Genomic DNA, 15,629 nt, shown 5'->3' with positions numbered 1-15,629 from the left:
TCCAGTATTGGGGGTACATATCAATTTGGCTGCCTACTGTACGGGTTGCGGAATTGACGGCGCTGTCAAATACCTTGTCCAACACGCCCTTGGTTTGGCGGCCGCTGCTTCTTTGCGCAGCACGCTCTGCTGCAATGCGTTCACGTTCCGCATTTTTTGCGGCGCGTTCAGCTTCCTTGGCCTGTTTAGCTTCTTCTTTTGCTTTCAGCGCTGCTTCCTTCGCTTCAGCTTCAGCCTTCGCTGCCGCTTCGGCTTCCGCCTGTGCCTCCTCTGCCTTTTGTGTCAGCAGCTCGTAGGCGGATTCGCGGTCAACAGCTTCGGCATATTTGCTGTAGAGCGGGCAGTCTTTGATCAGCTGTTGGCGTTTGACGTCATCACACACGCCAAGATAGCTGCGCGGCGGCATTACATAGGCACGCTGTACGATGGAAGGAATACCTTCGGGGTCCAACGTGGAAACAAGAACCTCGCCTGTGCCAAGCTCGCCTAAGGCAGCTTCGGCGTCTAATGCCGGGTTTTCGCGGAAGGATTGCGCGGTAGCTTTAAGGCTCTTGCGTTCTTTAGGAGTGTAGGCGCGCAGTGCATGCTGCAGCTTGTTGCCCAACTGTGCCAGTACGCTTTCCGGTACGTCGGTCGGCTGTTGGGTGATAAAGTAAATACCGATGCCCTTGGAACGGATGAGGCGGACAATCTGCTCAATCTTATCCAAAAGGGATTGCGGTGCATCCTTAAAAATCAGATGTGCTTCGTCAAAGAAAAAGACCATCTTGGGTTTATCCAAATCGCCTGCTTCCGGCATCATTTCGTAGAGCTCGGAAAGCATCCACAGCAGGAAGGTGGAGTAGAGCAGCGGGCGTTGGAAAAGCTCGGTAGCGTGCAGCAGGTTGATAACACCGCGGCCGTCTTCTGTCGTAGCAAACCAGTCCTTGATATCAAGTGCCGGTTCGCCAAAGAAAATATCCGCACCCTGGTCCTCCAGACGCAGTAAGGAGCGTTGGATAGCACCGATGCTGGCGGGAGTAATGTTGCCGTAGCTGGTCTTGAACTGAGCTGCGTTATCACCGACGTATTGCACCATGCTGCGTAAATCCTTGAAATCCAACAGCAGCAGGCCTTGGTCGTCTGCTACGCGGAAAACAATATTCATCACGCCGCTTTGGGTGTCGTTAAGCTCCAGCAGACGGCTGAGCAAATCAGGTCCCATTTCCGAAACGGTAGCGCGTACGGGAATGCCGCCCTTGCCATAAACGTCCCAGAAGCGTACCGGATAACCAGCAAATTTCCATTCCGTTTCCAGCCCAAGCTTATTTCTTAAGCGCTTGCGGAAGCCTTCACTGTCCTCACCGGGCAGGCACATACCGGAAACGTCGCCCTTGATATCAGCCAGAAAAACAGGTACGCCCATTTCACTGAAGCTTTCTGCCAGCACTTTGAGCGTAACGGTTTTGCCTGTACCGGTAGCACCGGCAATCAGGCCGTGACGATTTGCCATTTTGGGATACATATAGATACCGCCCTTGTCATTTTGACAAAGCCAGATTTTATGCAGTTTAGGGATATACATCTTGCATTCCTCCTCGCGGCATTAAGACTTAGTATGAACGCTTGCCCCACAGAGGATGAGCGCAGGGGCGCAGCGCAAGACGATGAACCTGCTGTGCCGCTTCTTCAAGAGGCAGGTCCTCGCGGCTGCCGCCGCGTTCCAGCACACAAAGAGGCGCTTCGCTGCCAACCTCGCCGCCGGGCAGGTAAATATATTCTTCATTATCAGTATCGCCGAAAATAATTCCGGCGAGCAGTTTTTCTTGCGTAACTTTAGACATTTTCTAACCTCAGAACATTCTTTTCTTCCACAGCAGGAAGGCAGTGCCGATGGCTATACATGCCGCCAGACTGATGACGATAAGGAACCCGAAGGGATTTTCCGCAAAGGGAACAGGTACGTTCATGCCCCACAAACCGCTGATGAGTGTAGGAATCGCCAAAATAATGGTGACGGATGCCAAAAATTTCATGACCAGGTTCAGGTTGTTGCTGATGATGCTGGCAAAAACTTCCATCATGCTGTTAAGAATGTGGCTGTACATTTCAACCATTTCTACAGCCTGCTTATATTCGATGATAACATCGTCCAGCAAATCCTCATCTTCTTCGTATACTTTTATAAGATGCTGGGATTGCGTCGCATTACGCAGACGCAGCAATCTTTCCAGTACAATGGAATTACTGCGCAGAGAGGTGGAAAAGTAGGTTAAGGACTTTTGCAGATCAAGCAGGTTGAAGAGCTCGCTGTTTTCCATGGACTGGCGCAGGTGAATTTCCAGTTCGTCCGTACGGCGGATGATGATACGGATATATTTCAGATAGAGAGTAGCGGATTTATAAAGAATCTGGAACAAAAAGCGCGTTTTTTTGAAGGTGCTGAACATTTTGCTGTTGTGCGTGCCAAAGTCTGCAGTTACGGCGTTAGGCTCCAAACAGATAGTGGCAATGCCTTCTTCGGTTACTACGATGCCTAAAGGCAGGGTGTCATAATCTTTATTGCTGCGTAAAAAAGGAATATCGACCAAAATCAGAATCTGGTCATCTTCCACTTCGATACGGGATTTTTCTTCTTCGTCCAGTGCGGCACTCAAAAAATCCATCTGGATTTTTGTCGCTGCTGCTATTTCCTGCAGCTCTTCTACAGAAGGAGCCACTATGTCAAGCCAGTAGCCTTTTTCCAGATGCTCCAGCTCCAGCTCGTCCAGTCCTTGGTCGGTACTTTTTAAAATTTTGTACATAGTAGGGTTCCTCCTTTCCTCTTTCCTGGCAGGCGTGATATAAAGCAACGTCTGCGTCACAACGGCTCCTAGACGTACGAGAAGTACGCCGTCGTCGCCATTGCCTGGCATCCGGCACTTTCTCTCACGCCTGTTTAATTAATTTTGTGATAAAGCACCAATTTTTATAAATTACAGATGTTCGGCGATAGCTTTGGCCAATTGGTCAGCGCAACTGGTGCCGCGGCCGCGGCAGTCATTGCCCTTGAGCAAATCGGCAACTGTTTTAGCGTCCTGGCCTTCTACCAGCTTGCCGATAGCAGTCAGATTTCCGGGGCAGCCGCCGTCAAAGCTTACATTGTGCAGCTTGCCGTCAACTATATCAAAATGAATCTCGCGGGAGCAGACTCCGCAGGTTTTATAAGTAAACATATTTCTTTCCTCCATTGTATTACAACATACATTAGACAATTCGACAAAAATAAATAAAATCCTTTTTCTTACGCTTGCGCAAGAAAGATTTTACGTAAATTTTATTTCAAAAATTTTCCCGCTGCAGAAAAGTTTTGGCGGGAGCTTTAATTTACTAAAAAAAGTTGGTATAATATAAGACAAATTATTGTACGTTGTAGGATGGTAGCATGGTTTATATTCTTACAGCACAAGTATTATGCTTTTGTAGCATGGAAGAAAGGTAGTGTAGTTTTTATGTCTATTCAGTTGGTAATTGTCGTAGTGTACATCGCGTTGCTTTTTGGCATCAGCTTGTGGGTTAAGCACAAGGCTGATTCGGGTTCGACAGCGTTTTTGCTGGCCGGACGTAAGCTGAACACGATTCTGGTAGCTGTCAATGTTACCGGCCTGGCAGTAGGTGCTGCTTCTACCGTCGGCGTAGCACAGCGTGCCTTCAGTGTTGGTCTGGCAGCAGGCTGGTATAACGGCGCGTGGTCTATCGGTGCTATTGTTATGGGCCTTTTGGCAGCAGGAAAGCTGCGTTCTATGAAGGTTTCCACTATTCCGGAATTCTTTGAGTTCTATTATGATACCAAAGGCCGTGCCATCGCTGCAATCGGTCTGGTTATCATTATGTGCGTTATTACTGCTTTGCAGTACATGGCAGGCGGTGCGATTTTGTCCTCGCTGCTGCCGGAGATTTTCTCCTTCCATGGCGGTATGATTATGAGTGCCGTGGTATTTATCGGCATTACGCTGATTGGTGGTCTTTGGTCCAGCGGTCTGGCAAATATCGTCAGTGTTACCTTGATTTATATCGGTATTATCTACTCTGCAATCCAATCTGTATCCAACGTAGGCGGTTGGGATGCAGTGCTCAGTAAGCTGCCTAACCCCGAGGTTATGGGCAGTCCGGTAGCAGGCCTGGCTTTTGCTACTATTCTTGGCTGGATTATCGTTATGATTACCCAGACTATTACTGCGCAGGGCCCTGTACAGATTGCCTGCGGTGCGAAAAATGCCAAGGCTGCCCGCAACGGTTATGTTCTGGCCGGCCTGATGATTTTCCCGGTTGGCTTCATCTGCGCTGTGTTGGGCGTTGTCTGCAAGGCTATGTATCCGGAAATGCCGGTGGCGCAGGCTGCACTTGCTATGCCTAAGGTTGTTATGACTCTGGATCCTCTTGCCGGCGGTGTAACTCTGGCTGCTTTGTGGGCTGCGGATGTATCTACTGCCTGCACTATTCTGCTGGGTGCGGCTACGCTCTTCAGCAATGATATTTATAAACGCTTTATTAATCCTGCTGTTGCGGAAAATAAATTTGTCATCATCAACCGCCTGTCTGTATTTGCTGTCGGCCTGATTACTCTGTGGTTTGCCTTCAATGCAGCAGGCATTGTTAAGACGATGATTGCCGGTTTGTCTATGACCTGCGGCCTGACCTGTGTATTCTTCTTTACGATGTTCGCTCCCGGCCTGTGCCGTCGCAGCTCTGCTTTCTGGACTACATTGGTGAGCCTTCTCGGCATTGCTCTCTGGTTTGTTCCCGGCAGCCCGCTGGCAGGCATCAAACCGCTTTTTGCCAACGAAGTAATTTACTTTGAATGGCCTATCTGCATTATTACCTTCCTGCTGGTAGCAATGCTGGATAAAAATAAAATCAAAGAGGTTGTAGAGGTTCCTGAAGAGGACGAATAATCTTTGCGCCTGCTGATATAAAATTTGTTTTGTGAGGGGTGTGACTAACATGCATGAATGTAGTAAAAGCTGCATCAACAGCATCGAAATCGGCCGTGCTGCCTTGCGTATTGCACTTACCTCCAGTCGCGTGGAGGAAACGAAGGTAAAGGAACGCTTAGCGGAGCATGGTATCCGTTCGACAGCTGTTGATTTCGGCGGTGAATTTATTCCTTCTATTGTAAAAATTGTCGAGCGTGCCGTAGTGGCTGCGCAGCGTCAGGGACTTGTAACCGAATCTCATGTGGGTGCGGGTGCTGTGGCCGGTGCGGCGCACGAAGCACTGGAGCAGGTGAAGGTTAAGGCCTTTGGCTTCAATGTTGGTGGCAAAATCGGTATTGCCCGCGCCGGAGAGCATCTTTGCGTTGCTATTTATATGGGCGTTGGCGTGCTGAATCTCAATGAGCTGTGTGTCGGACTGGCACATCGTTCGCTGGCCAGTGATGAATAGAGGTGCTTTATGAGTATTTTGGATATTATCGGACCGGTGATGATTGGTCCCTCCAGCTCGCATACTGCCGGTGCTGTTCGTCTGGGACTTTTGGCTGCCAGTATTCTTGGCGCTAAGCCGGTAAAGGCAGAAATTTATCTGCATGGCTCCTTTGCCGAAACCTATAAGGGACACGGCACGGATATGGCGCTGCTTGCCGGACTGATGGGCTGGCTGCCGGATGATGAACGCATTCCGCAGGCTGACAGCTATGCGGAGAAAAACGGCTTAGAATATTCTTATCATAAAATTGATTTGGGCAATAAGGCTCATCCCAACACTGTGCTTTTTAAGCTGACTGCAGAAAATGGTGCCCGTTGTGATATCGTCGGTTCTTCTGTTGGCGGCGGTCAGGTACAGGTTACGGAAATTGATGGGTTCCCTGTAGAGCTCACTGGACGCCTGCCTGCTATTTTGACAGTGCATATTGATACAAGAGGTGTTATTGCGCTGGTTACCAGTACCTTGGCCAATGCCGGCGTAAATATTGCTACGATGCGCTTGTTCCGCAGCGACAAGGGCGGTATGGCATCTATGGTTATTGAATGTGATGAGGCAGTGCCGCAGGAGATTATCAATCTTATAAGCGCGCTGCAGCAGATAGAATCGGTGCGTTTTATCGTCAGTGTTTTGTAAGGGGTGCAGCATGAAAAAAGAAATGCTGTCTTTGAACAGCTGGATTAAAGAGGCTGCTGAATGGCAGCAACCATTAGACGAATTTCTTATAGACTACAATATGCGTGAGCTGGAATGCAGTCAGGAAGATTTATTGGCGAAGATGCAGGAAATGCTGGACGTCATGGAGAAATCAGTAGAGCATGGTTTATCAGGTGTCCGCTCGCACAGCGGTCTGACCGGCGGCGATGCCAAAAAGCTGGCTGCAGCTGCAGGCGCCGAAGGCTTTGTCAATCTTTTGGGCGAGAAGGCTTTGGATGCAGTTATCTATGCTACAGCAGTTGGTGAATGCAACGCGGCCATGGGACGTATAGTTGCTGCTCCTACCGCAGGTGCCAGCGGCGTGCTTCCGGGAGTGTTCTTCGCACTGAAAAAGCACTGCGGACTGGACGATGCAACCTTGCAGCGTGGTATGGTGGTTGCCGGCAGTATTGGTATGGTAATCAACGAGCGCGCTTCTCTGGCAGGTGCTATGGGTGGCTGTCAGGCAGAATGCGGCAGTGCTGCGGCGATGGCAGCAGGTGCTGCTGTTTCTATGCTGGGCGGCACACCGCAGCAGGTAGGTACGGCAGTAGTGGTTGTTTTTAAAAACGTGTTGGGCCTTGTTTGCGATCCTGTGGCAGGGCTGGTAGAGGTACCCTGCATTAAACGCAACGGAGCCTGTGCTTTGCAGGCACTGCTCGCAGCAGAGCTGGCGCTGGCCGGAATCAGCAGCTTTATTAATGCTGATGAAGCAATTGATGCCATGAAGAGCGTGGGGGATGCACTTCCCTGTGCTTTGAAGGAAACCGCAGGCGGCGGTATGGCCGCAACGCCTTCGGCTATAGAGTGGGCGAAAAAATACTTTGCCCGTAAATAAAAAAGTAGCAAAGGAGACTTTAATCATGGAAGTTATTGCAACAACAAATGCACCCAAAGCTTTAGGTCCTTATTCTCAGGCTGTATTGGCAGGTTCGATTCTGTTTGTATCCGGTCAGATTGCTATCAATCCGGAAACAGGTGAAATGGTTCAAAGCTCTATCGAAGCTGAAACTCAGCAGGTTTTAGACAATATTGAGGCTATCCTTACGGAAGCACGCTTCAGATTCATGGATGTTGTAAAAACTACTATTTTTGTAGATGACATCAAGAATTTTGATGCTATTAATGCTGTTTATGCAAAAACCTTTAAGATTGAGCCGCCGGCACGCTCCTTTGTACAGGTAGCAGCTCTGCCGAAAGGCGCTCATGTAGAAATTGAGGTTATTGCCCGCCGCTGATTAACTGCTGCGAAGCAATTTTTGACTATGTCCGGTGATTGCCGTAAGATTTTTTATAAAAATTAAATTTTCCTATTGACGCAGTGCCGGGAATATAGTATAATACTATTCGTCGCCAAGCTATTCAGCTTGGAAACAAGATGGTGGCTGTGGTGAAGTGGTTAACACGGCGGATTGTGGCTCCGTTACGCGTGGGTTCGACTCCCACCAGTCACCCCACCTTTTCAGATTTGGATAAATCTGAATAACCACTAATAAGCTTGGGGCGTAGCCAAGTCGGTAAGGCACGGGACTTTGACTCCCGCATGCGTTGGTTCGAGTCCAGCCGCCCCAGCCAATGATCCACTAGCTCAGTTGGTAGAGCACCTGACTTTTAATCAGGGTGTCCCGAGTTCGAGTCTCGGGTGGATCACCACGAATTTAAGGCCGTTCTTCGAAAGAAGGACGGCTTTTTGTTTATACAGATGGTGGCAAAATAATTGTTTTATGATTCTTACTGATTAAAACTTTTATTGACACGCATTAGACTACAAGTTATAATTACTTCAGACGCACTAGACTACTAGTGGTATTTCTGTACTTTTTATATTTCTCATATTGTTCTTTATTATAAGCATACCAACGATTGAAAAAATGATTTAAGGTATATATTGATTTGTTCTTGTTATGCTATAATATTCTATATGCGAGTGTGGCGGAACTGGCAGACGCACTAGACTTAGGATCTAGCGCCTTTCGGCGTGCAGGTTCGATTCCTGTCACTCGCACCAACCTTATAAATCAGGCTCACGTGGAATGGTCACGTGAGCTTTTTGATTATAGTTTGCCTTTAGGTTTATTCTAATGATTCTTGAACAATGCTATCTTGGAAATAAATAATGAATTGACCGAGTAGAAATAATAGTAATAAACTAATATTGTGATTAAATTTTTATATTGAGGATTGGTTAAGCATGTCGATAGTTTTCATTATTTTTTTAGCGTGTATAATTCTTTATTGTATACATAGTGCCAGAGAAGTAGACAATTACAATAAATCTCAGTATCGAAAAATAACAAAAAATTCATTTTGGGATGTAGAATTTGATAAAGGTAAGAATGGCGAATATAAGATTTATAAATCATTATTTCATTATGAGATGGATGGAGCGAGTTTTTTGTTTAATTGCTATCTGCCGATGGAAAACAAAGAAACGACTGAGATTGATGCAATAATGATACATCATAGTGGAATATATGTATTTGAAAGCAAAAATTATGGTGGTTGGATTTTCGGGAATGAACGGAATGCATGGTGGACACAATCTTTATTAGGCGAAGGTTATTCTGCACAAAAAGAGCGTTTTTATAATCCTGTTTGGCAGAATAGAACACACATAAAATACTTGCGAAAAAAATTAGGATTGTTTGATGGAAAAATTTATTCAGTAATAGTGTTTTCGGATAGATGCGAATTTAAAGATGTAACTATTTTTAGTGATGATGTTATATTGACTCAACAATTTCAATTAGCTGCTAGTATACAGAAATATACGAACAAAACTATATTTAATCAAGAAAAAATTAATAAGTACTACGATTTGCTATATCCATATACACAGTTGACAGAAGAGCAAAAGCAGGAACATATAAAAAATCTGCAAGAGAGAATGAATTTGCGAAGGCTTCAGCAGAATAAAGTGTGTCCTAGGTGTGGTAGCAAGTTAGTATTGCGTGTGGCGAAAAAGGGGGCGCTGGCCGGACATGAATTCTATGGTTGTTCAAATTACCCGAAATGCAGATATACCGAGAATAAACAATAAAAATTTAGGAGGAGATTAAATGAAAAAGGTAGTAGCGTTTTTAATGTTAGTTGCTTGTTTAGCTTTGGTTAACGATGTTCAAGCAATGCGTTTAAAAGGAGATGGTGTTTCTGATACATATAAATATATAAGATATGTTCAAGATGAACCGTATAGTAATTTATACGAGAATAATCTTAAGATCAGTACTGAAAACTTGTATCCATGTGCTATACCGGAATGGAGGCTTAAATGCGATTTGGAAAATTCTGGATGGTACTATTATAAAAAAAGAATGGGCGGTACACCTTGCGTATTTGGTGTTAAAGGAATTGCTTTAAATTTAGAAAATCTTGGTGAAGATGTTATTGTTATAAAATGGAATGAATCCCTGATACAATTAGGAGATTATAACGGGTTGCCATTTTTTGTAGGAATGAGATATAGTGATGCAGGAAAACCGGATAAGTTGGTTAATACAATTTTACCGCCGTTTAGTAAACTGAAATTGCCGGTATTTTTAGCAAACGTAGAATGGAGAAATGGAGATACTTTTAATTCTTCGGGATGGAAGGATGGTTATGCACCTGTTAAAGAAGATAAATCGTTACAGGGCTTGCTATGTATGAAGATAGAGGTTAATGGCGAAAGTAAGTATTATACATTCAGAACACCACATATAGAGTATCCTGATCAACTGGCTGTTCATTATAGGGCAGATAAATAGTTTGTTATTTCTTATCTCTGTAAATTCATGCCGATTTTTTTATGCTTTTTGTGTGATAGTAGCTTTTAGTGCGTCTATGAAAAACTTTGTCAAAATCGCTAACGATAAAATAAACTAAAATGGCTAAGATTTTGCTTAGTTACTCTTAAAACTCTTGCTGAAACAGGTTAAAAATGTTACGATAAAGGGACAGAAGAAAATATCATCTGTCCTTTTATTTTTTATGCTTTGGAGAAGAAAATGGGAATTTTATCACAAACTTCTGCTCCGGTGTACGAGGCACTGTAGCGTTTTCGTAAAAAACGCGTTGTACCTTATAAATCAGGCTCACGTGGAATGGTCACGTGAGCTTTTTGATTATTTGCTTCAACTGTTAAACAAAAGAACGCTGTTGGAGGTTTTACTGCTCACGTAGCAATAGCTGCGTGAGCTTTTTTGTACACTGAAATCTGTAATAGTATTTACATTAAAGAGGCGCAATAGGAAAATAATTCACAAATATTACACTTTTCGTTGACAAAAAACTTGCTTGCTGAAATAATAAAAAAACACTGATTATATGATGCCGGCGAGCAGGACAGTTTTGCAAGAGCATCAGAGCTGTAGACATGTTATTGCAGGAGGGAAAGATATGGAGCAGATTTTATCGATTGTTGTACGTAATCAGCCTGGCGTACTGATGCGTGTAGCAGGTATGTTTTCACGCCGTGGCTTCAATATTGACAGCTTGGCTGTAGGCACGACGCAAAACCCGGAGTTCTCACGTATGACAGTGACGATGGAGGCTGACGAGCCGACCATTATCCAGGTTACCAAACAGCTGGCGAAGCTGGTTGAGGTAGAGCGTGTCAAGGTACTGCCTCCTAAATCCAGTGCTACCCGCAGCATGATTCTGGTTAAGGTAAAGGCTGGGAATAAGCGTCCGGAGCTGCTGCAGCTGGCGGAAGTGTTCCGTGCGCATGCAGTGGATGTAACAGGTGAGTCACTGATATTTGTTGCTACCGGTGATGAAGGCAAGCTACGCGCTTTTGTTGATGTCATGCGTCCATACGGCGTAACCGAAATGGTACAGACCGGCCTTGTTGCTTTAGAGCGCGGTGATACGTCACTGGCTGTGGAGAAATCACGTTTTGAATGGCCACCGCTGGATGATGGTCATGCGGCAATATAAGAGATAGATTTGCGGAAGGAAGTGAGCGTATGCAGTTAAGCGGCGCAGAGATTATGTGCAGAATACTGGCAGAAGAAGGGGTAACAACGGTTTTCGGATATCCCGGGGGTGCGATTCTCCCTTTTTATGATGCATTACGGCAAAGTCCGATACAACATATATTAACGGCGCATGAGCAGGGTGCTGCGCATGCGGCAGACGGCTTTGCGCGTGCTTCAGGTAATGTTGGCGTGTGTATAGCTACATCAGGTCCCGGTGCAACCAACCTGGTCACAGGCCTGGTAACGGCATTTTTGGATTCCGTACCGGTTGTGGCCATTACAGGTCAGGTAAACAGGGCGCTTATCGGCCATGACGCGTTCCAGGAGGTAGATATCACCGGTATTACAATGCCTATTACCAAGCATAATTTTTTAGTTAAAAAGCCGGAAAACCTGGCGCAGACATTGCGACTTGCCTTCCAGCTGGCGCGTGAAGGACGCCCGGGACCGGTGTTGGTAGACGTGCCGCGCGATGTGCAAACGGCGCTGATAGATTTTGAGAAAGCCCGTTTGGCGGAGCTGCAGCCGTTGGAGCCTGATGTTGAACGTGTGGCAGCGGCTGCAGCGGCTATCAATAAGGCAAAGCGTCCGGTAATGCTGGTCGGCGGTGGCGTTATCAATGCCAATGCAGAATATGATGCCATGCATTTGTGTGAAAAGCTGCATATTCCGGTTGTCAGCACGTTGATGGGGATTGGTGCGATTAGCGCCTACAGACAGCTGTTTTTGGGAATGACAGGCCTGCATGGACATGAACGTGCCAATAATGCCGTTAAGGAAGCCGACCTGATTTTGGCTGTTGGCAGCCGCTTTAATGACCGCGTTACAGGCGAGCGCAGCAGCTATAGTGCCAACAAGCTTATTATCCATTTGGATATCGACCCTGCTGAGGTAGATAAAAATATTGATTCGGGCATAGGCATCACCGGCGATATGGTGGCAGCGCTGAATGCGTTGGAAAAGGCAGCGCAGCCGCACGATTTGAGCTCGTGGTGGGACAAAATAAACTCCTGGCCGGGGATGGACGATGATTTTGGAAACGAGGAGGCGCCCAAGTTCTTTAAAGCATTGAATCCGGTGCTCAAGGACAAGGATTATATTATTACTACGGACGTAGGCCAGCATCAGATGTGGGCAGCGCAGCATTTGAAGATACAGTTTGCCCGCCAGTGGCTGACAAGCGGCGGATTGGGAACGATGGGATTCGGTCTGCCTGCTGCGTTAGGCGCACAGCTGGCGCGTCCGCAGAGCCGTGTCATCAGTATAAGCGGTGACGGCGGCTTTAAGATGACTGGCAGCGAGCTTTTTACTATTGCCAGCAATAATGTGCCTGTTATCGCTATAGTGTTCAATAACAGCGGACTGGGAATGATACGCCAGCTGCAGACGGTGCAGTTTGCCAAACGCTTTACGTCCTGCGAGCTGCCGGGCTATGTTGACTTTGTAAAATATGCTGCTGCCTTCGGAATTGAAGGTGAGCATGCGGATACGCCGGAGACTTTGGCTCAGGCAGTGGCCAAGGCGTGGGAATGCAGGAAGCCTTATCTTATAGAGGTTTGCGTTAATCCTAAAAATATGGTGCTCCCGATGGTAGCTCCGGGACTGGGAATTAATGATTTTGTAAAATTCGCTAACGATGAGATAAACTGAATTGGCTAAGATTTTGCTTAGTTGCCCTTAAAACTCTTGCTGAAACAGGTTAAAAATGTTACGATAAAGGGACAGAAGAAAATATCATCTGTCCTTTTATTTTTTTATGCTTTGGAGAAGAAAATGGGAAATTTATCACAAACTTCTGCTCCGGTGTACGAGGCACTGGAGCGTTTTCGTAAAAAGCGCGTTGTACCGTTTGATGTACCAGGTCATAAGCGCGGTCGTGGCAACCCGGAGCTTCGTGAGCTGCTGGGAGAAAAATGCGTAAACCTGGATGTAAATTCTATGAAGCCTCTTGATAATCTCTGCCATCCTGTTTCGGTAATCCGTGACGCAGAGGAGCTGGCAGCAGAGGCCTTCGGTGCGGCACACGCATTCTTTATGGTAGGAGGTACGACCTCGTCAGTGCAAAGCATGGTGTTGTCCTCCTGTAAGGCAGGCGATAAAATTATCCTGCCGCGCAATGTACACAAAAGTGTGATTAACGCGCTAGTACTTAATGGCGCGATTCCGGTTTATATCAATCCTCAGGTTGACAGTAAGCTGGGAATTTCTCTGGGGATGGAGATCGGCGAGGTAGCTAAGGCGATTAAGGCTAATCCCGATGCTACGGCAGTGCTCGTAAACAATCCTACTTATTATGGTATCTGTTCGGATTTGCGTTCTATCGTTAAGCTGGCGCATGAGCATAACATGCTCTGCCTGGTAGACGAGGCGCATGGTACACATTTTTATTTCGGAAAAAATATGCCTGTTAATGCGATGGCGGCCGGTGCTGACATGGCATCTGTTTCCATGCACAAATCGGGCGGCAGTCTGACGCAGAGCAGCCTGCTGCTGACAGGGCCTAATGTCAACTGGGAGTATGTAAGCCAGATTATCAATCTGACGCAGACTACCAGTGCTTCGTATCTTCTGCTTTCCAGCCTGGATATTTCACGCCGTAACCTGTATATGCGCGGTGAGGCATCCTTCGGCAAAGTGCAGGAGATGGCGGAATATGCCCGTGAGGAAATCAATTCTATTGGCGGCTTTTATGCTTACGGACGCGAGCTGAAAAACGGCAGCAGTATTTATGATTTTGATGTTACCAAGCTTTCGGTCTATACGCGTGATATCGGTCTGGCAGGCATCGAGGTTTATGATTTGCTGCGCGATGAATATGATATCCAGATTGAGTTCGGTGATATCGCCAATATTCTTGCTTATATTTCTATCGGTGACCGTATTCAGGATATTGAACGTCTTGTGGGTGCTTTGGCGGATATCAAGCGCCTGTATTCCAAGGATCCGTCGCAAATGCTCAATACTGAATATATCGCGCCTAAGGTTGTTGTTTCGCCGCAGAAGGCTTTTTATGCCAAGGATGAATCTTTGCCTATACGCGAAACTGCGGGACGCATCTGCAGTGAATTTGTAATGTGCTACCCGCCGGGAATTCCTATTCTGGCACCGGGTGAGGTTATCACCAAGGATATTATCGATTATATTATTTACGCCAAGGAAAAGGGCTGCTCAATGCAGGGACCTGAGGATCCGGATGTTAATAATATCAATGTATTAGTATAAAGGACGTGATTAAATGGAGCTATGGTTTTCTGACTATCATACAGAAGATGTGAAGCTGGATATCAAAATCGAAAAGCAGCTTTTCGGTGCGGATACGGATTTCCAAAGAATAGACGTTTTTGAATCCAAGGAATTCGGCCGCTTTATCAGCTGTGACGGTACCATAGTCTTTTCGGAAAAGGACGAATTTGTTTATGACGAAATGATTGTCCATGTGCCTATGGCAGTGCATCCGCATGTGCGCAAGGTACTGGTAATCGGCGGCGGCGACGGCGGTGTTGCGCGCGAGCTGACGCATTATGATGAAATAGAGGAAATCGACGTAGTAGAAACGGACCATGTTTTTATCGATGTCTGCCGTGACTATTTTCCAGACAATGCCTGCGGTCTTGATGACCCGCGCGTAACTGTTTTCAACGCTAACGGTCTGCGCTTTTTGCGTACCAAGGTTGATGAATACGATTTGATTATCAGCGATGCTATTGATCCCTTAGGTCATGCAGCGGGTCTGTTTACCAAGGAGTTTTATGGTAACTGTTTCCGCGCACTCAAAGAGGACGGCATCATGGTTTATCAGCATGGCAGTCCCTTCTACGATGAGGACGAGGAAACCTGCCGCGCCATGCACCGCAAGGCCAGCCACAGCTTTCCCATCAGCCGTGTATATCAGGCGCACATTCCGACCTGTCCTTCCGGTTACTGGCTGTTCGGCTTCGCTTCCAAGAAGTATCATCCGCTGAAGGATTTTGATGCCAAGAAGTGGCTGGAGCGTGGTATTAAAACATGGTATTATTCCGAGCATCTGCATAAGGGTGCGTTTATGCTGCCTAAGTATGTTGAAGATATGCTGGAGGAAGAAGAGCGCTAGACGCACGATAGTGCATCATCTGCGTCGTTGCGGCTCCTAGACGTACTGATAGTACGCCGTTGTCGCCGCGCCTAGCATCTAATACACTCTCGTGCGTCTATGGTAAAGATGTACACGATAGTGCATCATCTGCGTTGTTGCAACTCCTAGACGTACCGGGAGTACGCCGTCGTCGTTGCGCCTAGCATCTGATACCTTCTCGCGCGTCTATGGTAAAGATGTACACGATAGTGCATCATATGCGTTGTTGTGGCGCCTAGATGTACTGGAAGTAGAGAAAGAGAAGGCTCCCCTTGGGGGGAGCTGTCGCCGCAGGCGACTGAGAGGGGATGGAGTTATAGTCCATTTCTTACTCGGCACCTCTCCCCAAGGAGAGACTTTGAAATTAGCTTTTATTTTCCATATTATTTAATTTGGTAGATTGCAAGTGCAAATTGAACAAG

General features: G+C 46.5%; 15 protein-coding genes and 4 tRNA genes. 15 read left to right on the top strand and 4 right to left on the bottom strand.

The annotated features are described in order from the left end of the window. The 4 genes from BN587_RS07050 to BN587_RS07035 form a co-directional block, all read right to left on the bottom strand. Window positions 1–1,564 (bottom strand): helicase HerA-like domain-containing protein (locus BN587_RS07050; RefSeq protein WP_044484487.1); only part of this gene is annotated, 1,564 nt, incomplete at its 3' end. 28 nt (window positions 1,565–1,592) lie between these two features. Further along, a complete protein-coding gene (locus BN587_RS07045; protein WP_021720431.1) occupies window positions 1,593–1,823 on the bottom strand; it encodes a hypothetical protein in 231 nt (76 codons plus the stop codon). 9 nt (window positions 1,824–1,832) lie between these two features. Continuing rightward, window positions 1,833–2,783, bottom strand: coding sequence for a magnesium transporter CorA family protein (locus BN587_RS07040; RefSeq protein ID WP_021720430.1), 951 nt, complete (start codon window positions 2,781–2,783; stop codon window positions 1,833–1,835). 171 nt (window positions 2,784–2,954) lie between these two features. Continuing rightward, on the bottom strand, window positions 2,955–3,194 hold the full coding sequence (locus tag BN587_RS07035; RefSeq protein WP_021720429.1) for a TIGR03905 family TSCPD domain-containing protein: 240 nt from the start codon (window positions 3,192–3,194) through the stop codon (window positions 2,955–2,957). A 276-nt stretch (window positions 3,195–3,470) separates the two neighbouring features. Here BN587_RS07035 and BN587_RS07030 point away from each other — a divergent pair, with 276 nt between their 5' ends. The 15 genes from BN587_RS07030 (at window position 3,471) to speE (ending at window position 15,186) form a co-directional block, all read left to right on the top strand. Further along, complete coding sequence (locus tag BN587_RS07030) at window positions 3,471–4,913, top strand: sodium:solute symporter family protein (protein ID WP_044484485.1); 1,443 nt, start codon at window positions 3,471–3,473, stop codon at window positions 4,911–4,913. Window positions 4,914–4,962: 49 nt separating this feature from the next. Further along, a complete protein-coding gene (locus BN587_RS07025; protein ID WP_021720427.1) occupies window positions 4,963–5,403 on the top strand; it encodes a HutP family protein in 441 nt (146 codons plus the stop codon). Between the two features lie 9 nt (window positions 5,404–5,412). After that, window positions 5,413–6,078, top strand: coding sequence for an L-serine ammonia-lyase, iron-sulfur-dependent subunit beta (gene sdaAB / locus BN587_RS07020; protein ID WP_021720426.1), 666 nt, complete (start codon window positions 5,413–5,415; stop codon window positions 6,076–6,078). 10 nt (window positions 6,079–6,088) lie between these two features. Next, entirely contained in the window at window positions 6,089–6,976 is an 888-nt protein-coding gene (gene sdaAA / locus BN587_RS07015; RefSeq protein WP_021720425.1) for an L-serine ammonia-lyase, iron-sulfur-dependent, subunit alpha, read from the top strand. A 25-nt stretch (window positions 6,977–7,001) separates the two neighbouring features. After that, window positions 7,002–7,376, top strand: coding sequence for a RidA family protein (locus tag BN587_RS07010; RefSeq protein WP_021720424.1), 375 nt, complete (start codon window positions 7,002–7,004; stop codon window positions 7,374–7,376). Between the two features lie 143 nt (window positions 7,377–7,519). After that, window positions 7,520–7,595: transfer RNA gene (locus BN587_RS07005), tRNA-His, on the top strand. A gap of 42 nt (window positions 7,596–7,637) precedes the next feature. After that, a tRNA-Gln gene (locus tag BN587_RS07000) sits at window positions 7,638–7,713 on the top strand. A gap of 2 nt (window positions 7,714–7,715) precedes the next feature. Beyond that, window positions 7,716–7,791 (top strand) — tRNA-Lys (locus tag BN587_RS06995). Window positions 7,792–8,061: 270 nt separating this feature from the next. Next, window positions 8,062–8,146 (top strand) — tRNA-Leu (locus BN587_RS06990). Between the two features lie 183 nt (window positions 8,147–8,329). Further along, window positions 8,330–9,178, top strand: a complete 849-nt coding sequence (locus BN587_RS06985) for an NERD domain-containing protein (RefSeq protein WP_021720423.1) — start codon at window positions 8,330–8,332, stop codon at window positions 9,176–9,178. Window positions 9,179–9,197: 19 nt separating this feature from the next. Then, window positions 9,198–9,884: a hypothetical protein gene (locus BN587_RS06980; RefSeq protein WP_021720422.1), complete on the top strand. Its 687-nt coding sequence runs from the start codon at window positions 9,198–9,200 to the stop codon at window positions 9,882–9,884. Between the two features lie 631 nt (window positions 9,885–10,515). Continuing rightward, window positions 10,516–11,055, top strand: a complete 540-nt coding sequence (ilvN, locus tag BN587_RS06975) for an acetolactate synthase small subunit (RefSeq protein WP_021720421.1) — start codon at window positions 10,516–10,518, stop codon at window positions 11,053–11,055. A gap of 29 nt (window positions 11,056–11,084) precedes the next feature. Then, window positions 11,085–12,746 (top strand): biosynthetic-type acetolactate synthase large subunit, encoded by a 1,662-nt coding sequence (gene ilvB / locus BN587_RS06970; RefSeq protein WP_021720420.1) that lies wholly within the window; start codon window positions 11,085–11,087, stop codon window positions 12,744–12,746. A gap of 123 nt (window positions 12,747–12,869) precedes the next feature. After that, window positions 12,870–14,318, top strand: a complete 1,449-nt coding sequence (locus tag BN587_RS06965) for an aminotransferase class I/II-fold pyridoxal phosphate-dependent enzyme (RefSeq protein ID WP_021720419.1) — start codon at window positions 12,870–12,872, stop codon at window positions 14,316–14,318. Between the two features lie 13 nt (window positions 14,319–14,331). Next, the gene (gene speE / locus BN587_RS06960; protein WP_009144908.1) at window positions 14,332–15,186 is read left to right on the top strand and encodes a polyamine aminopropyltransferase; all 855 of its coding nucleotides are present in this window, start codon (window positions 14,332–14,334) and stop codon (window positions 15,184–15,186) included. The last annotated feature ends 443 nt before the right edge of the window (window positions 15,187–15,629 follow it).

The sequence above is a fragment of the Phascolarctobacterium succinatutens CAG:287 genome (assembly GCF_000434895.1).
Taxonomy (GTDB): Bacteria; Bacillota; Negativicutes; order Acidaminococcales; family Acidaminococcaceae; genus Phascolarctobacterium_A; species Phascolarctobacterium_A succinatutens_A.
The sequence above is the reverse complement of the archived record's forward strand: the minus strand, read 5'-3'. Positions and strand labels throughout refer to the sequence as shown.